Origin of the sequence: Rhodococcus sp. UYP9 (assembly GCF_040547235.1) — a bacterium.
Lineage (GTDB): Bacteria > Actinomycetota > Actinomycetes > Mycobacteriales > Mycobacteriaceae > Rhodococcoides.
Map to the genome: position 1 here is coordinate 83,710 of NZ_JBEPPH010000002.1, position 18,908 is coordinate 102,617.

An 18,908-nucleotide genomic window follows, 5' to 3' on the forward strand; every position below is an offset into this window, starting at 1 on the left:
CACGTGCGTGCAGTTAGCGTTGATCCGCTCCCGGCATCTTGGGTTGTGGTCATGACAACGCACGTATCAAGTTCTCCGGTGCCTGCAGCGGCAGGTAGCCGTCGGCGATGACGCGTCGGCACCCGTCCAGCTCCACCAGTACCTGCCTCTGATCCGTCGCCGCGCCCTCGACGTACACCGTGGAGGCGATTCGCGACGCCGTGTCAACACAGTCCGGTGCCAGGGTGAGCGAGGCGGTATCGAAACCGGATTCGACGTAGTCGGTCCCAACGAAGTTCGTACCTTCCGGTGTGATGTCGAAACGGCAGTAAATGTTGCCGACGGTGAGCACACCCGGGACGGTGGACCCTCCGCGCGGGGGTGCAAGGATCGGCGCGCAACTCGATAGTCTCAGACGGAGATTCAGCTCGTCCTGTGTGATGCGATATTCGATAGACGATGCCACCGTCATGTTGCCGATAGCCGAGAGCGCGGCGATGTTCGGCAAGCCGCATTCGTGGGAAGGAAAGGTCGGAGCTATTGCGCGGCCCTGTGCGTCGAGTAGCCACAAATCGGGCGTCGGCACAACACTGTAGCTCGGACATTTTCCGGCGAGAGGTGACCGGCGCGCCGTTGGTTCGTTCAGGAGCCGAACTACCTCCTTGAAATCGCCCTCATACCGCGTTTCGTCGTATCCGCGGCCGTTGTCCAGTTCGAGGGCTCCAGAAAAGTCGGTCGAACAGACCACCGCCGCGACCGGTACGAAGCCGACGGGAACTGTTCCCGATGTCGGACGGCTGGGTGGTGGCGGCCGGCCCGGCGGCAGGGTGTCGTCGCATCGAAACGACTCCGCTGACCCGATCTGCGCGACGACACGGGTTGGAGCGTTCGCTACCCAGACCGCGTAGCCGCCCCCGATTAGCAGTGCGAGCCCAGCGACCGCGAGCAGGGAGATCCACCGCCGCGTCATGCCGTCACAGTAGCCGCTGGAACAGTGTCGAGGCACTTACGTCAGCGTGAGCATCGGAACACATTCAACCGGTAGCTGCAGCCAGTTTGACTCATCCGATGCAACATGCAGTACTTCGGGCTACATAACCCATCTTTTCGAGCCGCTCGCACATCCGGCTCAGCGAGGGTTGGCTGAGCAGAATTTCGTGATTAAGATCGTGCAGTCGAAGACCCTATTCGGGGTACTTGCTCAACGTGAACAGGACGTCGTACTCGCGCAGGCTGATCGGATCCCAGATGTCGTCGGCGGTGAACCGACGCATCAGAGATGCCTGGGCGCGAAACAAGGCCTCCCAGGCATCGACTGCCCGCTCGGTACTAGACGGAGACACTGACGGCGTTCTTTTCCGCAAGCATCGCCGAGTGTGTCGGCGGGTTCTCCGGGATCCCTTCGGGGCGACGTGCAGCGAATTCCCTGCGCAGTGTCGGAACCACTTCCTCGCCGAGAAGGTCGAGCTGCTCGAGTACGGTCTTCATCGGCAGCCCAGCATGGTCCATCAGGAACAGCTGGCGTTGGTAGTCACCAAAGAAGTCGGCGAACTTCAACGTCTTCTCGATCACCTGCTGGGGCGAACCGACCGTCAGCGGTGTCTGCTCGGTGAACTCCTCCATGGTCGGACCGTGTCCGTAGTCCTCGTAGCGTTCGCGGTAGAGGTCGATGAGCGCAATATAGTGCTCCTTCGGCCAGAAAATGTTGTTCGCGAAGAATCTGTCTCCGTGGTACGCGGCGATCTCGGCGATCTCTGGGCTTCGAATCGAACCGTGCCAGACGAACGGCGGGATGTCGTCGAATGGCACCGAGTTGTCGAAACGAAAGTTCATGCGTTTGCATTGACTTCTAGTTCATCGACGTGCCAGGGAGAACTATTCCGCCGAAGCTTCTAGCTGTTCGTCAAAGACGCAGTTCCCGAAAGCGAACGAACGTCGTACGACTCCAGCGGGCCGTGGACATAGCGATCACCGGCCACGTTGCCGCGCGAGGTGAACAGCACCGCGAACGACGAAAACGCGACCGGCTCGTTCTCGATATTCACCCGAGGCACCACGACCAGTAGATGAGTGGAGTTGCCATCATGAACCTGCTCGACGATCGCCCGAATCTCCCACCCGAGATCCGACCTCGTCACAGCCGTCGATTCCAAAGTCACGCCGCTGAGAACGATCTGCGCGACGAGTACTCCCGCGACCGCCCCCGAATCGAGTGTCCCGGAGATGTCGTCGCCGTCGAAGGTGAAGTGATTCGCTGCTGTGAAAGGCATGCACCCAGGCTAGGGGCAGAGAAAAAGAAATTTCTGCCTTTGACCCATCCACCTTCCCACCTGCGGCGAATGAACAATGAGACACCCGCTGCTGCTGTCGCCCCCGACCGCCGTCAGCAGTGGGTGTCTCTCTTACTTTCTGCGGCCAGCTCGCTCAGTCTGCTCGAGGTCCGCGCTATATCGAGGCTGCTACATCCAGCTGTGAAGCTTGCCAGCGGGACCGTGGCATGAAATTGCGTCGGGACATCGGCGTCGTAGAGCACGTCGATCAGATTGCAGAAGCGCTGGACTGCATTGTCGTCTGCATCTTTCAGCGCCGGTATGTCGCGGACTGTCAGGGAGTCGAGTCCTTCGATCATCGCCAGATAGTCGCCCGTCGATCTGGGTTCGACACAGAGTTCGGTGAACGACCACCCGGACGACGCATCCACCATCGACCATGTGCCCTTGGAGAATCTGGTCGAGGAGATTCCTTCGGCTCGGTAATCGAGCGGTCCATCGACTGCGATTACCTGCATCCGAGATTCCAGCAGCGCGATCGTGGGCGCAAACGCCTCGTGGAACAGTGGATTGGGCAACAGGCCTGCGGGTGGGTAGTTCGACGTCGCCACCAACGTGACCCCGCGGGCGAACAGTTCGTCGAGCATGCGGGCGAGGAGCCTCGCGTCGCCGATATCGTGCACGTGCAATTCGTCGAAGCACAACACGGCGATGTCTCCGAGCAGTTCGTCCAGGGCGCGCGTCAGTGAGAATCCATGCCGAAAGTACGACGCGTGAAGGTCGCGAAAGAAGCTGTGGAAGTGCACTCGCTTCGTGGTGACACCGGTAACGGATTCGACATAGTGGTCGAGGAGCCAGGTCTTGCCGCGCCCGGCGGGTCCCCAGAGGTAGACGCCTCGCGAGTCGGAAGCCGCGAGCGCATCGGCGGCAGCAGCTTGGGCCTTGTCGAGTGTGAACGACGAGTCGAAGCCGGAACGGGGAACTCCAGGTCTCATGAACCGAGACTCTACATATGTAGAGTCTCGGTTATGGACCGTCGAACTGTGATTGCGGACGCAGCGATCTCGCTGATCGCACACTCTGGCGTGCGTGCGCTGACGCACCGAGCGATCGACTCGGCACTCGAATTGTCTCCCGGCTCGACCTCGTATTACTTCCGCACCAAGCAGGACCTGATCGATGCGGTGGTCGACCGAATCACGGAGTCGTCACGTGCAGCGTTCGAACAAGCGACCTCCGGCGATCCCGTGGAGGTGACGGTCGCCTATCTGGAAGATCTCCTGACCGAACGTGCGGATCAGCTGAGAGCACGGCACGCGCTGACCATCGATCCGACTGTCGAACCCGCGGCGCGCGAGCGCCTGGCTCGATGTCTGTTCTCAGCCGAGGGTGCCACTGAACTGCTCGGTGATGCGGGGCAAGGAAAGGGATTTCTTGCCCTGTGCGAAGGGCTCATCGCGGTTGCGTTGATGCGTGGGCACGACAATGCACTTGGTTACGAAGCTGCGTCACTACGTACCCCGGTTGCCAGGTATCTCAACGGCCCCGGGGCGTAGCGAGGACAGAAACTATTTGGTGAACGCCAACGATTGGACGATCTGCAGGCCGAGCGACTCGTCGCCGAGATACTCGATCCGGTCGAGCGCAGCGGAAGCGTCGATCCGGCCCCCACACAGGCGGGTGAAATCTCCGGTCGGAAGCGCGATCGTGACCGTCGCGGGGCCGGCCAGTTCTTCGACGACCTGTGCTCGCCCGGTGACGTCGACGTGCGCGCGGCGAGGCCGGCTACCGGTCAGGTCGAAGGTGATCGACGAGCCGTCGGGGGCGTTGCCTAGTTTGCCGACGATGTATCCGAGTCCTTGGACGATTTCGTCGACCGAGTAGTCGGCAGAGACACTGTCCATTCCTCCGGTCACCCCGATGGCGTCGCGGATGTCCTGCTCGTGCATCCAGCAGTCGAACACCCGGATACGCATGAATCGTCCGTACGTCGCTTTTCCTGCAGGGGTCCACGACGGCGCGGCGAAGTCCTCGTCCGACATCGCTTCGAGCGTCCGAGCACGATCGCCCGTTACCGTCCGGAACCGTTCGATCAACTCGGCAGGACTCAGTTGGCTGAACGCCTGTATCCACTTTTCGTTGAGCACGCCAATGTCGTTGTGTACGTGCGCGAGTGCGCTGACGTCGATGTCGGATTCCGGAGGCGTTTGCCCGGCGAGCGAGAGTTCGGTGCCGACGATATGCGCGATCACATTGTGGACGCTCCAGCCCGGGCAGGGCGTGGAAGCGGCCCACTGGTCTTCGTCCAGTTCGCGCACCAGCGCGTCGATGGATGCCCACTCCTCGATGAGTGCCTTTACGATGCTTTGCTTGTCGATCACTGTGTGCTCCCGTTCGTTCGAGATTGTCCGGTCGGCCGGCTGTCACGGTAGAAGTAATTGCTGCACAAGAGCGTTCAGCTACTTCCCGAAGTCGTACGTGATCCCGGTGAGTCTTTCACTTGCGTGCCAGAGCTTTTCGGCAAGCTCTGCGTCCTGAGCTTTGGACGACATTTTGGCCGGACCGGGGACGCCCCTGGCTTCGAACAACGAGGTAGGTCCGCTGTACGAGCCAGGCCCGCCGCTCTCGAGGGCGTACAGCGTAGGAAGAGCACCTGCGCGTGCGGACTGAGATATGAACTTGAGCCCTATCGAAGCAGCGAGGGAGGCGATCTTCGAACTCCCCAAACCGTCCGGGCTGGTGTAGAGCGCAGTCTCGGAAATACCTGGGTGCGCTGCATTGCTGGTGATCGGAATTCCCGCCCTGTCCAGCCTGCGTTGCAGTTCGAGAGCGAACAGTAGATTCGCGAGCTTCGAATTGGCATACATCCGCTGCGGTTGATAACCGTTGGCGGCTTGCAGGTCGTCGAAGTCCAACTTCGGTCCTTGCTTGTGCGCAACCGAGGAGACGGTCACGACCGTTGCGTGATCTGCTGCACGCAGATTCGGCAGCAGGTGGCCGGTCAATGCGAAGTGTCCCAGGTGGTTCGTTCCGAATTGGAGCTCGAAACCATCCTTGGTTTCCGCTCTCCTCGCCGGCATCATCACGCCCGCATTGTTGATCAGAACGTCGAGGGTCTTCGGGGCGGACTCGGCGAACTCGCGGACCGAACCGAGGTCGGCGAGGTCGAGGTGTGCGGTGTCGACAGTACCTTCGGGTGCCTCCGCGGCGATTTTCTCTGCTGCCCTGTTCGCCTTGTCCAAGTTCCGGCAGGCCAACGTGACGTGGTCGCCCTGCTTGACCAGTTCGAGTGCTGTGAAGTAACCGATACCGGTATTTCCGCCGGTGAGAATGACATTTCGCTGCTTGTTGTCTGGCACGGGCAAAGGTTACCTTCGGCGATTCGGATCTGCCTATGACCGAAATAGGCGCAGGGTCGACATACAGCCGGTCGATCTACCGCCCGCTAGTTCCAGAGCACCGCGACAATCACATTCACGATCGCCAGTCCACCGGCAGCATGGACCAAGTTCACTACTGGCTCGGAGCGCTTCTGCCGGGCGCGGGCGATCTCGGCACAGGCGACGACGGCCAATCCGACGACCAACTTCACGCCGATCTTCCCCATGTTGTAGTCCTTGCCCAGAGAATCCACGCTCTCGCCCAATCCGACGAGGACGATGCCGGCCAAGAACGCGATCCGCGCGCCCCACACCATCACCTCGGTGATCCGCGGCGCCTTGATTACTGTCAGATACCCGCCCACGATGGCGGCCATTGCGACAAGGTGCACCAGCACCACGACGTTGTATACGAATTCCATACCGCCACCCTATCGGTGGAGACCAGCAATAATGAGCAGTCGAGGTGAAGTCGGACCACGTGTTCCAATCCTGATGATCGGGCGTAAGAGCGAACTTGCCGGACGGTAACGGAGCCTGCGGCGGGCGAAACGTCGCTAGGCAGTGCGAAATTCATCTCGAGCGAAAGGCCGTGGCACCGTGGGGCAGACGACAACGAGCGTGCTGACAGCCTTGGTGGTCACGGTTCTGTCGGTCGCGCTGATAACGACGGTCGCTCGTCGCCTCGTAGGTCTCCGCGCAGGGCTGATGCGGTCGGTAGTGGCCGCAGTGCTGGCGCTGGGTGCCGAGGTGGGTTTCGAGTCTCAGGTGGTGTGGCAGCAAACCTCGAATCGGCTGGCTTTCATCCCGTTGCAAATCGGGATCGTCGTCCTGGTCGCGTTGCTGTCTTTGGTCCTCATGGAGCTACTCGTCCCACAGGGCAGCCTTGCCCGCCCGGATCAGATGGCGCGGGCATTCCGCAGACAGATTTCTATGACCCGGCGCGGCTTACAACTCGTCGTGGTGGCGTTCAGGCACGGCCTGCCCCGGATGGCGCGCGTACGAGGGGGGCCGTTCGGTGGAACACCTGAGCAGCGGCGATCGCGGGCAAAGGAACTGCGCTCTGCCATGGAAGAAGCAGGGGTGGGATTCGTAAAGTTCGGTCAGATGCTCTCTACCCGGGCGGATCTGTTGCCTCGCGAGTACCTCGACGAACTGTCCCGACTGCAGCAGCAGGCTTCCCCCGTCGAGTGGCAGGACATCGCCCAGATCTTGCGCGACGAGTTGGGGTGCGCTCCAGAACTCGCCTTCGCGCGGATCGATCGCGAGCCGATCGCTGCTGCGTCGATCGCGCAGGTGCACCGCGCACGTCTGCACACTGGCGTAGAGGTGGCGGTGAAAGTGCAAAGGCCTGGCATCGGACCGTTGGTCGAGCGTGACCTCCAGATCGCTACCAGAACTGGACGCAAACTCGAGGATTCGACATCGTGGGGGCGCTCCATCGGGGTTGCGGCGCTGACGGAGGGGTTTGCCGACGCGCTGCGTGAAGAACTGGACTTCCGGTTCGAGGCTCGAAACCTCGCCGCATTGCGTGCGGTTGTCAGTAATCACGAGTCGATACCAGAAATTGTTGTGCCCGAACCATTCTTGGACTTCTCCACCGGCCGGGTCTTGGTCATGGAGTTCACTTCGGGTACGACGCTTGCCGCGAAGGGAGCCCTCGATGCCCTCTCTCCTGCCGAGCGCGAACGTTTGGCCCACACCTTGTTCGACTCGCTGTTACGCCAGGTAGTCGTCGATGGTGTATTCCATGCGGACCCGCACCCAGGAAACATTGTGCTGATGGACGCCGGCCGGGCCGCGTTCATCGACTGTGGCTCGGTCGGACGCATCGACTCGTACCTGCGCGCAGGTCTCGGGCAGTTCATGCTCGCACTCGAGCAGAACAACCCTGAACAGGTAAGTGATGCACTGTTAGGGTTGGTGGTTCGTCCTGAATACGTCGACGAGGACGCGCTGCGCCGGAGCATCGGGCGGTTCATGGCGCTGCATATGTCCGTGGGCACTGACCCGAGTGCGGAGATGTTCACAGATCTGGTCCGCCTGGTCTCCGACTATGCGCTCGTGATCCCCAACGAGGTGGTCGAGGCCTTCCGTGCAATCGGGACACTCGAAGGCACGGTGGCTGCGATCGCACCCGGCCTCAGTATGGTCGCCGAAGCCCGCGCCTTCGCTTCGCGGCAACTCACCGAGCGGCTCTCCCCATCGTCGCTGCAGGAGACTGCGAAAGACGAATTGATCACCGTGCTCCCGATCCTGCGCCGAATGCCACGGCACCTCGACCGCGTCGCCTCATCACTCGAAGCAGGACGGTTGAAGGTGAACCTCGGCTTGTTCTCCGACTCGCGCGACCGGAAGCTGATCGTGGGACTGGTCAATCAGGTCGTACTGGCGTTCCTGGGTGGGGTCGCCGGGATCATGGCCGTGGTGCTGCTGGCTAATCCGGGCGGGCCGCAGGTCGCCGAGTCGATCACCCTCTACGAGATATTCGGCTTCAACCTGATCCTTATCAGTGCGATCTTGTTCTTGCGTGTGCTCTATGTGGTGTTCGCGGGGAAACGTAACTAGCGCAGCGCGGTTCGCCGTTGTCAGGGCAACACCCCGGCTGTAATCGACTTGGTCGGTCAGGGGACGGGGATGGAAGTCCTCTTTCATGCCGCCTAGGGTGGGGTCATGTTCGTCAACTCAGCCGACACGTTCGTTGCCGACGCACTCCGCGGCCTGGTGGCTACCACCGGCGACATTACCTGGCAACCCGATCCAGGATTTCTTTCCCGACGCGACCGAATCCCGCAGGGCCAGGTCGCGTTGCTGTCAGGTGGCGGATCAGGCCACGAACCGATGCACGCAGGCTTCATCGGCGAGGGGATGCTCACCGCAGTGTGCCCTGGACTGGTGTTCACCTCGCCGAATGCACTACAGGTGCATGAAGCATCCAAGGCGATCAGCGCAGGCGGCGGCGTGTTGCACATCGTGAAGAACTACACCGGTGATGTGATGAACTTCCACATCGCGCGGGAGTTGTTGCGCGAGGACGGTATCGAGACGGATTTCGTTCTGGTCGACGACGACGTCGCGACCGAACGCTCCGATGGGGACGGCCCCGGCCGCCGCGGGACTGCAGCGACGGTGGTCGTCGAAAAGGTATGTGGTGCAGCGGCGCAACGGGGTGACTCGCTCGATGCGGTTGCGGCGCTCGGTCGGCGGGTGGCATCGAACTCGCGCAGCATGGCGGTGGCCCTGGGTTCGTGCACTCTTCCCGGTTCGGCTTCACCGTCGTTCGACCTGCCCGAAGACGAGATCGAATTGGGCATCGGTATCCACGGCGAGCGCGGAACGTCTCGTGTTCCGACGATGTCGGCGCGAGACATCGTCGCCGAGTTGGCGGGCGCCGTGGTGGCTTCGCTCGCGCTCGAACGCGGTGACACCGTGCTCGCCTTCGTCAACGGTCTGGGCGGCACCCATCCGCTGGAGCTGCATCTCCTGTTCGGCGAGCTAGCAGAGTACCTGTCGGACAAGGACATAACCATAGCCCGCACCCTCGTCGGGAGCTTCGTGACGGCGCTGAACATGGCAGGCGCTTCGATCACGCTCGTCCGTGTCGACGAGGAGATCCTCCAACTGTGGGATGCGCCGACATCCGCGCCTGGGTGGCCCAATGCTGCGCAATCGGAGTACCGAGGTGTCGGCGAGCGAGGCAGCTTCGGTCCGAGCTTCACCCCTAGCGTAACCAGCAGTGACACAAGCGCATTCGTGGGTGAATGGGTATCGAGTTGGGTGCGGCGAGTGCTCGACGAAGAGCCGGCATTGACAGATTTGGACCGGAAAGCCGGGGACGGGGACTTCGGAACCAACATGGTGGCCGCGCTCCATCGGCTCGATCTCGACAGCATGCGCGAAGAACTACCGGCTGCAACGGTATTCGAGGCAGTGTCCGAGGCGTACCTGGGTCACGCGGGCGGAACGTCCGGTGCGCTGTTCGGGCTATGGTTTCGGCAGTTCTACCGTGAACTCGGTGAGGCCGTTGACCTCGACGCCATCGTGCGCGCCGCACGGAACGGACTGGACAGCATCACCGAACTCGGAGGCGCGCAGGTCGGCGACAAGACGATGGTCGACGCCCTTGCTCCTGCCGTGGCAGCGTTGGAAGAAGCAGCATTGGAAGAGGCGGCGTCACTGGTGGCCGGACTCCATGCGGCCGCCGCGGCTGCCACGGAAGGTGCCGCATCCACCAGTGAATTGACGGCGAACCGCGGCCGCGCGTCGTACGTCGGCGAGGCGGCCCGCGGTGTCACCGACCCGGGCGCGCTGGTGATGGCGTGGTACTTCGAGGCAGCGTCGGACGCTGCAGAGTCAGTGCTCGCCCAGTGAGGAGAGAAACACTCGCGCCAGTGCTTCGAGGCCGGCTTGATCGTCGGCGTCGAATCGATTCGGTCTCGGGCTGTCGAGGTCGAAGACTCCGATCAACTTGCCATCGCGGCTGAGTGGAACCACCAACTCCGATCGCGTAGCAGCATCACAGGCGATATGTCCGGGGAAGGCATGGACGTCCTCGACACGCTGTGTCTCGAGGGTTGTCGCTGCGGCCCCGCACACTCCTTTGTCGAGTGCGATCCGCACACACGCAGGCTGCCCCTGAAACGGTCCGACGACCAGCTCGACGCCGTCGTACAGGTAGAAACCGACCCAGTTGACCTCGGGGAGCGCCTGATAGACCAGGGCCGAAATGTTGGCGGCATTGGCGATCCGATCCGACTCCCCGGACACCAGTGCTCGAGCCTGCTGCAGCAATTGGGCGTACCGCTCGGTCTTGGTACCGGCAAGTGAGGTGGCGGTGAACGACATGGGCCCGAGTCTATTTCTTCGGAACCTTGCGCCCGGCACTGAGGCGACCTGCCGCGAACCCGACAGCGAACAGCACCAGCAGGATCAGCCACAGTGGTGAGGTGACGTTCAGCCAGAACAGCTCGATGGTGGTGCTGTACCGGTTCTGGGCGATGAATACCGCCGCGAGAATCACCAGGACGATGGATATCAAATGAGTTCGGACGATGCCCAGTGCTCGATCTTTTCCCGACATACACCGGAAAGCTACCTTCTCAGAGCGACTCTCGGTGGCAAACCGCACACAACTTTCATGTTCACCGAGCCCCATCGCGGCCTACGCTTACGCCGAGGACGATGAGATACAGCGACATTCCCCCGACTTGAATCCGCTGCGCGATACCGAGGCCGTACTCACCGGGCAGGTTGTCGGCGATCATCAACCACGCCGTCGCGACCGAGGTGACGATCAGAACCGCTGTGCCAGCAGTGCGCAAGAGCGGCATCGACCGGTACCGAAACGACGCTATCGTGAACGCGAGCATGGCGGTGAACACGGCAAACACTGCGATCGTGCTGGTGAGCGCATGAATGTGGTGCAACTGTGGAAAGAGACCGCTCGGCTCGACAGGGCAGCCGGGGTCGTTCTCGGCCACACACTCGATCGGCAATTGGGAATCTGCGATCGTGGCAATCCCGAAAATGCCGAGAGCGATCCAGCCGACTGTCGTGAGGCGATGTCGTCGAATCCACCACAACCCCAGGACCGCGGCGAGGACGAGGAGCAGCCCGGTGATCAGATCGGCCGTGCCGAAGAACTCCTTGTAAGGCTGATCCGCGGCATCGAGCTCACTGAGAAACGAGTGCGCCGGATCCAATCCTGTGTCGAGGAAGAACTCCGCCACCCATGCCGAGTACAACAGCCCGGCGACTATCGAAATCACCATCAGTGTGGTGGCTCTCCGTCGCGTCACTCCCGCCACTCTAGTTCTCCGGCGGCGCCGAGCCGTCTTCGTCGAGCGCCCGAGTGACCTTGTCGGCTGCGTCTCGGGCCACCTCGTGCTCCCATACGCGTACGACGGTCCACCCCGCAGCATCCAATCGGGCATCGGTATCGCGGTCGCGGACCACATTGGCGGCAAGTTTGTCGGTCCACCACTGCGCGTTGTTGCGGGGTGAGGTGGCGTGAAGAGGGCAGCTGTGCCAGAAACAACCGTCGACGTACACGGCTACTCTGCGTCGTGGGAACACGACGTCGGCGCGCCGACGTAAACCTTTCAGCGGAGCCCGATCGACGAAGTACCGCAGGCCACGGCGATGGAGTTCACGACGCAGCGCCAGCTCTGGGCCTGTATCGCGCCGACGTTGCTTGCCCAGACGCGCGCTGGTTGCGGCATCGGTGCGCGGACGATCGGCCACCTGAACTAGCTGTCTTCGCTGTCTTCGGGTTCGGACCAGGTGGGCGCAAATCGGTTTCTGCGCTCGACCTCGCCGTGCACAAGAGCAACGAACTCATCGAACGACAATGTCTGGGCGTCGGAAGGACGTCCGTTCCGCGGTGGGGACTCGTCGACGTCGAAGAAACGAACCTCACCGCGATCGGGGCCGTCCGTCTCGTAGAGGCCGATGAACACCTTCTCGAACAGGTCGTAACGAGTGTCCTCGGCGCCCAGATCGACCCACATTTTCCCGGTCCCGCCGACGACCGGACGCTTTCCGCGGCCGGATCGTTTGGACAGCGTCGTCACATGATGTGCGAACGAGGACTTGCCGATGTCGCTCGCCTTCGCCGGATCCCCGTCATCACACGTCGACAGCGGCTCGAACATGACCGCGATCAGGACGCTGTACGGCTGGCGCTGATGCAACACCATCGCCTCACCGCGCAGTTCGTGGTCGTTTCGGACGATGTTCTTGGTCCAACGCCCCAACTTGCCGGTCCTCGGGCTGTAGTCCTGGAAGCTGTAGGTCTTGATCGACACACAGAGAATCAGGCCCAGCGTCGGGTCGAGCGCCTTGACGTCGAGTCTTTTACGACCCTTCGCGACGTCGACCTGCGCTTCCTGGCCCATCCCCATCGCGTCGGGAGTGATTCCCGGATAGTGGGGCCGCAAAGCGTCGGCCACCGTCTGCGCGAGATGGTTCGACAAGCGTTGGGCGTAGTTCTTCTTGTCGCTGCGGTCTGCGCTCGGAGATGGCTTGTCTCCGGCCAACGTCAATGGCCGCGCCAGCGCAGGGGGGTCCGGAAACAAGTGATCGCTCATGCGGCGCGAGGTGTGGGGTGCCCGCCCATGCGGTCGAGGTGGCTCTCCACGTCGTCGAGGAAACCCGGAACGAATCGAAGGTTGCCCATCTTCGCGCGCTTGAGGAAGCCCGCGGTGGCCCGAGCGGACAACAGCCGAGAGTCGTCGAGGAAGTCGCTGAGGTCCTCGTACGGCTCGTGCACGGGCCAGGTGGATCGGTGGACTCGGAACGAAGAGCCGTTGCGTCCCCAGGCGGCCGTCGGCCAGGCCTGCCCAGGTAGAAGCGGGGTGTCCTCGGAGTCGTCGTGTGGCTGTGGCTGATCCAGCTGCGAGGCGACCCACGACGCCATCCGCACACTGACCGCATTGCCGACGAGCTTCCACCGATGGCCGGCCCGTACCCCGGGCAGCGACAGCGCGGGCGCCGTCCAATCCGGGTCGAAGCCCTGCAGGCGTTCGGCGCCGATGATGCCCGGCGTCACGATCTCCCCGGACGGCAACCGGATAGCAGGTGGACTGGCGATGCCGATCGACGATCCGCCCTTGAGCGTCGGGACGGCATTGATGGCCCAACCGAGCCCACGGGTGCCCTCGGTCCAGTAGAAACCACACGGCTGCTCACTCGGGTCGCCCTCGGGCACGGGACCCGCGTCCTGCCCGAACAGCACCTCTCGCGGATCCTCGGTGCGCGAGGCCAGCATCAAAACCCGCTGGCGCCGCTGCGGAAGCCCGAACGACCGAGCGTCGACGACGCGGTAAGCCCACGTGTAGCCGAGATCGGACAACGCGTCGGTGATGTGACGCATCGCCGCGCCCCGGCTCAGTTGCAGCATGAAGGGGACATTCTCGATCAGTAGCCAACGCGGTCCCTTACGTCGCTTGACGAGGCGAAATACTTCGTCGACGAGCCCGGAACGAGATCCGGTGATACCCGCAGTGAGGCCGGCCTGAGACAGATCCTGGCAAGGGAACCCCGCCGCGACCAACTCGGTGCCCGAAGGCAACGATCGCAACTTCGTCACGTCACCGTGCACGGGAGTATCGGGGAATCGAGCGCCGAGAACGGCCTGTGCTCCCGGGTCGATCTCGCACAGCAGTTCGGTGGACCACCCTTGCTCCGAAAGCCCCAACTCGAGCCCGCCGATCCCGGCGAACAGCCCGACCATCGATCGTGAACTCACGGGCACCCTTCTGTGATTCTTGAAACTGATCGGACTCTTGAAACTGATCGGACTCTTGAAACTGATCGGACTCTTGAAACTGATCGGACTCTTGAAACTGATCGGACTCTGTAACTGATCGACACCCAAATTCATGGAGAACGTTACTCGAGACCTCCGACAGGTTAGGCGAGGCGCACGGTGAGGCGCACGAGCTCTCATGCCGTGGAATGTGGCGGCCCGAAAATCGGTTGGTCGAAGAACTGCGGAGTGAAACCATTCCTCTGACAGTGCGAAGGAGTTTCAAGTGTCGACGAGTGTGCTCGAGCCCGAGGTAGGGACGGTCGATTCGTCGTCCTCGAATCCTGAGGAACGCAGTTCGTTGGCACGCTTTCTGCCGTTCATTGCACCGTATCGGTGGTATTTTTTCGTCTCGATCGCCGTGTCGTTGGTGGCGACTCTCACTGGGCTGGCGATTCCACTCGTGATCCAGGGCGTCATCGACGGCCCCATCACCGAGGGCAACGTTGCGGGCGTGTGGTGGCCTGCGGCATTGATTTTGCTGCTGGGCACCATCGATGCCGTGGGTATCTGGATTCGACGCTATCTGGTGTCCGGGCCGTCGAGTCAGTTCGAGATTTCGGCACGTGCAACGGTCTTCGAGAAGTTGCAGCGACTGTCGGTGTCCGCGCACGAAGGCTGGGAATCCGGCCAGTTGCTCTCACGCGCGATAGCGGACCTGTCGGCGCTACGACGTTTCGTCGCCTTCATCGGTCCCTTTTTGATCATCAACACGGTAACGCTGGTCGTCGGGCTGGGCGTTCTGTTCGTCCAATCCTGGCAGCTCGGTCTCATCATGGCTGTGACGACTGTTCCGCTCGTGATCATCTGCGCGCGTTTCGAGTCGCTCTATCGCGTTCTCGCGCGGGATGCGCAGGATCAGGCGGGCGATGTCACGACCACTGTCGAGGAATCCATTCAGGGAATCCGGGTGCTCAAGGCGTTCGGCCGGAGCGCGCATCTGGGCCGAAGATTCCTTTCCGAAGCAGCGACGCTGCGTGGCACCGAACTGCGAAAGGTTCGATATCTCGCGATCCTGTGGTCGCTGATCGTCGGCATCCCGCCGATCGGAATCGGGCTGATGCTCGCCTTCGGGACCTACTCGATCGTGGCGGGCACGATGACAGCAGGAATGTTGGTCGCGTCGATGGCCATCGTGTCTTTCCTGCTGTGGCCCATCGAATCGTTCGGATTCCTGCTCGCCGAGCTGAACAATGCACGCACGGCCGCGGATCGTTACTGGGAAATCATGGACACACCCGAGACGATCAGTGAACCTGTTGCGCCGGTGCCGCTTCCGAAAGACGTGCATGGAACGTTGGCGTTCCATGGCGTCGGCTTCACGTTTCCCGACGCGTCGGCACCTCTGTTGACCGATGTCGACTTCCGGATCGAACCGGGTGAGACGGTCGCGCTCGTCGGGGTGACGGGTAGTGGGAAGACTGCGCTGACCAATCTGGTGCCGCGACTCTACGACGTCACGGCGGGTGCGATCACGATCGACGGTATCGACATCAGGACGTTGGCGCTCGAGGACCTGCGTTCGGTGGTGTCGGTTGCGTTCGAGGATCCGGTCCTGTTCTCGGCGAGCGTGCGCGAGAACATCGCACTCGGTCGGCCGGGTGCATCGGATGTCGACGTAGAGGAAGCGTTGCAGATCGCTCATGCCGTCGAGTTCGTGGATCAGCTGCCCTGGGGGCTGGACACTCGAATCGGGGAACAGGGTATGAGCCTGTCCGGTGGGCAGCGTCAGCGATTGGCGCTGGCGCGGGCGGTGCTCGGGAAGCCGCGAATTCTGGTGCTCGACGACCCGCTCTCGGCCCTGGACGTCAACACCGAGGCTTTGGTTCAACACGATCTACGACGCGTCCTGACTCTTTCGACGACGTTGCTGGTCGCGCACCGGCCGTCGACTGCTGCGCTCGCGGATCGGGTGCTGTATCTGGAGAACGGAAGAATTGTGGAGCAGGGGACGCATGAGCGCCTTCTGGCGTCGTCGCCGAGGTACCGCCACGTAATGGGTTCGATCGAAGCGGGATCTGTCGATGGCTGAGCAGCAGAGAGTCGGTGATTGGCGAGGCGTCGGCAACGAGGATTCCGATGTCGATTCGACGGGCAACCTGGTCCTGGCGGCGAGGTCTCGTCGACTCTTGGCGTCGTTGGTTCGGCCGTACAAGAAACAGGCGTTGCTGGCGCTGGTGGTCATCATCGTGGACAACCTGGCGTTCGTCGCCGGTCCACTGTTCATCGCATACGCGCTCGACAACGGGATCTCCGCTGCACAGGACGGCCGCTGGATGCCGCTGGTATGGACGGTACTGGGCTACATAGGATTCGGCGTTCTCGGTGCGATCACCACGTACACTTTTCTGATCGTGTCCGGGCGGCTCAGCCAATCGATCCTGTTCGATCTGCGTAAACGCGTATTCGTGCACGCGCAGCAGTTGAGCTTGTCGTTCCACGAGAAGTACACCTCGGGCCGGCTCATCTCGCGATTGACCAGCGATGTGGAATCGCTGCAGACGTTGCTCGAAAGTGCCTTGAACGACGCCTTGTCCGCGGTTCTGTCGATCGTCACCATCGCGGTCATTCTGGTGTATCTCGATGTGCCGCTCGCACTTGTGGTGCTGGCAGGCTTCGTTCCGCTGGTTCTGGTGACGCGGTGGTCGCAGCGCAAGCAGCGCACCGGATATCGACGCACACGGGTGGCCATTGCAAAGGTCGTCGTCCATTTCGTCGAGTCGATGGGTGGCATTCGCGCGGTACAGGTTTTCCGCCGGGAGCAGCGCAACGATGCGATCCTCGAGGTAGAGGACAGTGAATACCGAGACGCGACGACGTCTGCGTTGCGCGGAATGGCGAGCTACACCGGCATCGTTCGGTGGATCGGCAATCTCACGCTCGTGATCATCGTGGTGTTCGGTAGTTACCGGGTGATCAACGGCCACATGGATATCGGTGTGCTCGCAGCGTATGTGCTGTATTTGCGCCGGTTCTACGGACCGTTGGACGAGTTGGCGCAGGTGTTCAACTCGTATCAGTCCGCAGCGGCCGCACTCGAGAAGATCTCCGGAGTGCTCGAGGAGGTGCCGTCGGTGCAGACGCCCAAAGATCCGGTGTTGCTCCGCTCTGCACAGGGAGACATCGACTTCGACCATGTTCGGTTCGCGTACAACACGGACCGCGTGGTGCTGCCGGAATTCTCGTTGCACGTACCGGCCGGACAGGTCGTGGCGATGGTCGGCGCGACCGGTGCAGGAAAGTCCACTCTCGCAAAGCTTCTCGCACGCTTCTACGATCCGACAGAGGGCACGGTCAGCCTCGACGGAGTGGACCTCCGCAGACTCGACGACGAGAACATGCGCGAGCACATCGTCATGGTGACCCAGGAATCGTTCCTGTTCTCCGGCTCGGTCGCCGACAACATCAGACTCGGCAGGCCCACCGCCACCGACGAGGACGTGCGGGCAGCAGCAGATGCCGTCGGGCTCACGGAGTTCATCGCCACACTTCCCGACGGAATCGACACCGACGTCCGAAAACGAGGCGGCAGGCTCAGCTCAGGCCAGCGGCAACTCGTCGCGTTCGCCCGAGTGTTCCTCGCCGCGCCAGCGGTGATCGTCCTCGACGAGGCGACCTCGAGCCTCGACATCCCGAGCGAGCGATTGGTGCAGCGCGCCCTCGAAACGATTCTGCGGGGGCGGACCGCGTTGATCATCGCGCACCGCTTGTCGACAGTTGCGATCGCCGATCGCGTCCTGGTGATGGATAACGGCAACATCGTCGAGGATGGGACTCCGGATCAACTCATCGCCCGGCACGGCAGGTTCGCCGAACTGCACGACGCGTGGGAAACCAGCCTCGTCCAGTGAGTGCGCTTCCTCGGGCAGTGATGATGGGTGAGATAGCTTGGCTGTGTGCAATTCAGTGCGTTCGAGGCCTATGCCGCCGAGGTGGGGCTGGCCGCAGCGGTGACTCCCGAGATGCACAACAGTGACTACGAGTCGGGCATTGCCCAGATCTGCGACGAGGCGTGGCATATCCGGACTGCGCGAAACACCCCGACCAAGCCGGGCGCTTTCGTCAGCTACTGGCAGCGAGACACGGATGGAACGACGATGCCGTTCGGTGAAGACGATCTGGCCGCGGGCCTGCTTGTCTTCGTGGAAAAACGGGGCCGACGCGGCGTGTTTCGGTTCACCCGCGCGCATCTTGCCGAACTCGCCATCACCTCAGGGAAGCGGCCGGGCAAGCGTGGGTTCCGGGTGTATCCGAGTTGGTGCACCGGGCTGAATGCTCAGGCCACTGCCACGCAACGTGCTCAGGCGTCCGCGTTCGAGGAGTATTGAGCTCCGGCCCGCCCTAGGTCCATGGCGTGATGGGCGGTTTCACCCACATGATCTTCTCGTCGGCATGCTTCGGCTTGGCCGCGGGATGGTTCGGGTTCGCGAGCGCCCACGCGCACTTGCTGTCCACCAACTCGGCGGCAATGGTCCACGTCTCCATCGTGCTCGGCGGCGAAATGTCGGCTGCACGGGCGAGCTTGCGTCGAGTGGCGTCGGTCAGCTCGAGAAGCTCCTCCGAGTCGATGCCGCGTTCCCAGACGAAGCGTGCGAGGGCTGTCGCCTTGTCTCGTCTACTTTTCGCCGCCTGCTCGGAGTGCGCGAAATCGAAGTCACCTGCAGTCACGACGACAACCCTAGTGAAGGTGAGGAGTTTCGAACATCGGGTTCGATGTAATCGACACCACCGCAAATCTGCCCGAAATGTCGGATTACGACTCCTGTAACCGTGAGAGGCAGGACTCCGTCAGCCGTACCCGGAGGATAAAAATCGCTACCGCTTGTTCTACAGGGGTCCGTGTCGCTTACCGTAGTCGGGTGACCACTCCAGCCCCGGGTGAACAACGCGTTTCCCCCCCAGTAAAACCAGGTCTTTCCGCAGGCTCCGCGCCAGAACCCCTGGGTTCGTCGGCGCCGGCCTTTCCTGCCA

The 18,908-nt window shown here is 62.2% G+C and carries 21 protein-coding genes and 1 pseudogene; 6 read left to right on the plus strand and 16 right to left on the minus strand.

The genetic code is table 11. The features are described 5' to 3' along the window. Nucleotides 1–49 precede the first annotated feature (49 nt). From ABIB36_RS06650 to zapE, 6 genes and pseudogenes are all read right to left on the minus strand, one after another. Nucleotides 50–949 (minus strand): hypothetical protein, encoded by a 900-nt coding sequence (locus tag ABIB36_RS06650; RefSeq protein WP_354560107.1) that lies wholly within the window; start codon nt 947–949, stop codon nt 50–52. Nucleotides 950–1,040: 91 nt separating this feature from the next. Further along, a complete protein-coding gene (locus tag ABIB36_RS06655; protein WP_354560236.1) occupies nt 1,041–1,154 on the minus strand; it encodes a winged helix DNA-binding protein in 114 nt (37 codons plus the stop codon). A gap of 9 nt (nt 1,155–1,163) precedes the next feature. After that, the gene (locus ABIB36_RS06660) at nt 1,164–1,322 is read right to left on the minus strand and encodes a hypothetical protein (RefSeq protein ID WP_354560105.1); all 159 of its coding nucleotides are present in this window, start codon (nt 1,320–1,322) and stop codon (nt 1,164–1,166) included. Continuing rightward, a pseudogene (locus ABIB36_RS06665) lies at nt 1,309–1,785 on the minus strand (LLM class flavin-dependent oxidoreductase); the annotation flags it as partial. The gene ABIB36_RS06660 and the pseudogene ABIB36_RS06665, both read right to left, overlap by 14 nt. Nucleotides 1,786–1,871: 86 nt before the next feature. Then, a complete protein-coding gene (locus tag ABIB36_RS06670; RefSeq protein WP_354560103.1) occupies nt 1,872–2,249 on the minus strand; it encodes a hypothetical protein in 378 nt (125 codons plus the stop codon). Between the two features lie 113 nt (nt 2,250–2,362). Beyond that, nucleotides 2,363–3,244, minus strand: a complete 882-nt coding sequence (gene zapE / locus ABIB36_RS06675; protein ID WP_084345746.1) for a cell division protein ZapE — start codon at nt 3,242–3,244, stop codon at nt 2,363–2,365. Between the two features lie 33 nt (nt 3,245–3,277). Here zapE and ABIB36_RS06680 point away from each other — a divergent pair, with 33 nt between their 5' ends. Further along, nucleotides 3,278–3,805, plus strand: coding sequence for a TetR/AcrR family transcriptional regulator (locus ABIB36_RS06680; RefSeq protein WP_084345745.1), 528 nt, complete (start codon nt 3,278–3,280; stop codon nt 3,803–3,805). 12 nt (nt 3,806–3,817) lie between these two features. Here ABIB36_RS06680 and ABIB36_RS06685 read toward each other — a convergent pair whose 3' ends face one another. From ABIB36_RS06685 to ABIB36_RS06695, 3 genes are all read right to left on the minus strand, one after another. Further along, nucleotides 3,818–4,630: a maleylpyruvate isomerase family mycothiol-dependent enzyme gene (locus ABIB36_RS06685; RefSeq protein WP_354560101.1), complete on the minus strand. Its 813-nt coding sequence runs from the start codon at nt 4,628–4,630 to the stop codon at nt 3,818–3,820. 78 nt (nt 4,631–4,708) lie between these two features. Further along, on the minus strand, nt 4,709–5,608 hold the full coding sequence (locus ABIB36_RS06690; protein ID WP_354560099.1) for an oxidoreductase: 900 nt from the start codon (nt 5,606–5,608) through the stop codon (nt 4,709–4,711). A gap of 86 nt (nt 5,609–5,694) precedes the next feature. Further along, nucleotides 5,695–6,051, minus strand: coding sequence for a hypothetical protein (locus ABIB36_RS06695; RefSeq protein WP_084345742.1), 357 nt, complete (start codon nt 6,049–6,051; stop codon nt 5,695–5,697). A gap of 178 nt (nt 6,052–6,229) precedes the next feature. Between ABIB36_RS06695 and ABIB36_RS06700 the strand changes: the two genes are divergently transcribed. Beyond that, nucleotides 6,230–8,197, plus strand: coding sequence for an ABC1 kinase family protein (locus ABIB36_RS06700; RefSeq protein ID WP_084345741.1), 1,968 nt, complete (start codon nt 6,230–6,232; stop codon nt 8,195–8,197). Between the two features lie 105 nt (nt 8,198–8,302). Further along, entirely contained in the window at nt 8,303–10,000 is a 1,698-nt protein-coding gene (locus tag ABIB36_RS06705) for a dihydroxyacetone kinase family protein (RefSeq protein WP_354560097.1), read from the plus strand. Here ABIB36_RS06705 and msrC read toward each other — a convergent pair. From msrC to ABIB36_RS06735, 6 genes are all read right to left on the minus strand, one after another. Then, entirely contained in the window at nt 9,983–10,474 is a 492-nt protein-coding gene (gene msrC / locus ABIB36_RS06710; protein WP_354560095.1) for a free L-methionine (R)-S-oxide reductase MsrC, read from the minus strand. The two genes, ABIB36_RS06705 and msrC, sit on opposite strands and share 18 nt — an antisense overlap. Before the next feature lie 10 nt (nt 10,475–10,484). Further along, on the minus strand, nt 10,485–10,709 hold the full coding sequence (locus ABIB36_RS06715) for a LapA family protein (RefSeq protein ID WP_354560093.1): 225 nt from the start codon (nt 10,707–10,709) through the stop codon (nt 10,485–10,487). 61 nt (nt 10,710–10,770) lie between these two features. After that, on the minus strand, nt 10,771–11,427 hold the full coding sequence (locus ABIB36_RS06720; RefSeq protein ID WP_084345929.1) for a DUF998 domain-containing protein: 657 nt from the start codon (nt 11,425–11,427) through the stop codon (nt 10,771–10,773). Between the two features lie 10 nt (nt 11,428–11,437). Beyond that, nucleotides 11,438–11,872: a very short patch repair endonuclease gene (locus ABIB36_RS06725; protein ID WP_354560090.1), complete on the minus strand. Its 435-nt coding sequence runs from the start codon at nt 11,870–11,872 to the stop codon at nt 11,438–11,440. Nucleotides 11,873–11,877: 5 nt separating this feature from the next. Continuing rightward, nucleotides 11,878–12,717, minus strand: a complete 840-nt coding sequence (locus ABIB36_RS06730; RefSeq protein WP_084345736.1) for a hypothetical protein — start codon at nt 12,715–12,717, stop codon at nt 11,878–11,880. Next, nucleotides 12,714–13,862: a DNA cytosine methyltransferase gene (locus tag ABIB36_RS06735; RefSeq protein ID WP_354560234.1), complete on the minus strand. Its 1,149-nt coding sequence runs from the start codon at nt 13,860–13,862 to the stop codon at nt 12,714–12,716. The genes ABIB36_RS06730 and ABIB36_RS06735 overlap by 4 nt, the downstream gene beginning before the upstream one ends. Nucleotides 13,863–14,163: 301 nt before the next feature. Here ABIB36_RS06735 and ABIB36_RS06740 point away from each other — a divergent pair, with 301 nt between their 5' ends. Genes ABIB36_RS06740 through ABIB36_RS06750 form a run of 3 tightly spaced genes read left to right on the plus strand, consistent with a single transcriptional unit; the run spans nt 14,164 to nt 18,265 of the window. Next, the gene (locus tag ABIB36_RS06740) at nt 14,164–15,969 is read left to right on the plus strand and encodes an ABC transporter ATP-binding protein (RefSeq protein WP_502944894.1); all 1,806 of its coding nucleotides are present in this window, start codon (nt 14,164–14,166) and stop codon (nt 15,967–15,969) included. Then, a complete protein-coding gene (locus ABIB36_RS06745) occupies nt 15,962–17,788 on the plus strand; it encodes an ABC transporter ATP-binding protein (protein ID WP_354560088.1) in 1,827 nt (608 codons plus the stop codon). Before ABIB36_RS06740 ends, ABIB36_RS06745 begins: the two co-directional genes overlap by 8 nt. A 45-nt stretch (nt 17,789–17,833) precedes the next feature. Then, entirely contained in the window at nt 17,834–18,265 is a 432-nt protein-coding gene (locus ABIB36_RS06750) for a MepB family protein (RefSeq protein WP_084345732.1), read from the plus strand. A 13-nt stretch (nt 18,266–18,278) separates the two neighbouring features. Here ABIB36_RS06750 and ABIB36_RS06755 read toward each other — a convergent pair whose 3' ends face one another. Next, on the minus strand, nt 18,279–18,605 hold the full coding sequence (locus ABIB36_RS06755; RefSeq protein ID WP_354560086.1) for a hypothetical protein: 327 nt from the start codon (nt 18,603–18,605) through the stop codon (nt 18,279–18,281). Between the last annotated feature and the right edge of the window lie 303 nt (nt 18,606–18,908).

Excerpts from the sequence above, each read along its gene's own strand:
- ABIB36_RS06745 (WP_354560088.1), top strand. The coding sequence starts at position 15,962 with ATGGCTGAGCAGCAGAGAGTCGGTGATTGGCGAGGCGTCGGCAACGAG.
- ABIB36_RS06680 (WP_084345745.1), top strand. The coding sequence starts at position 3,278 with ATGGACCGTCGAACTGTGATTGCGGACGCAGCGATCTCGCTGATCGCA.
- ABIB36_RS06695 (WP_084345742.1), bottom strand. The coding sequence starts at position 6,051 with ATGGAATTCGTATACAACGTCGTGGTGCTGGTGCACCTTGTCGCAATG.
- ABIB36_RS06735 (WP_354560234.1), bottom strand. The coding sequence starts at position 13,862 with ATGGTCGGGCTGTTCGCCGGGATCGGCGGGCTCGAGTTGGGGCTTTCG.
- msrC (WP_354560095.1), bottom strand. The coding sequence starts at position 10,474 with ATGTCGTTCACCGCCACCTCACTTGCCGGTACCAAGACCGAGCGGTAC.
- ABIB36_RS06730 (WP_084345736.1), bottom strand. The coding sequence starts at position 12,717 with ATGAGCGATCACTTGTTTCCGGACCCCCCTGCGCTGGCGCGGCCATTG.
- ABIB36_RS06715 (WP_354560093.1), bottom strand. The coding sequence starts at position 10,709 with ATGTCGGGAAAAGATCGAGCACTGGGCATCGTCCGAACTCATTTGATA.
- zapE (WP_084345746.1), bottom strand. The coding sequence starts at position 3,244 with ATGAGACCTGGAGTTCCCCGTTCCGGCTTCGACTCGTCGTTCACACTC.
- ABIB36_RS06650 (WP_354560107.1), bottom strand. The coding sequence starts at position 949 with ATGACGCGGCGGTGGATCTCCCTGCTCGCGGTCGCTGGGCTCGCACTG.
- ABIB36_RS06705 (WP_354560097.1), top strand. The coding sequence starts at position 8,303 with ATGTTCGTCAACTCAGCCGACACGTTCGTTGCCGACGCACTCCGCGGC.
- ABIB36_RS06670 (WP_354560103.1), bottom strand. The coding sequence starts at position 2,249 with ATGCCTTTCACAGCAGCGAATCACTTCACCTTCGACGGCGACGACATC.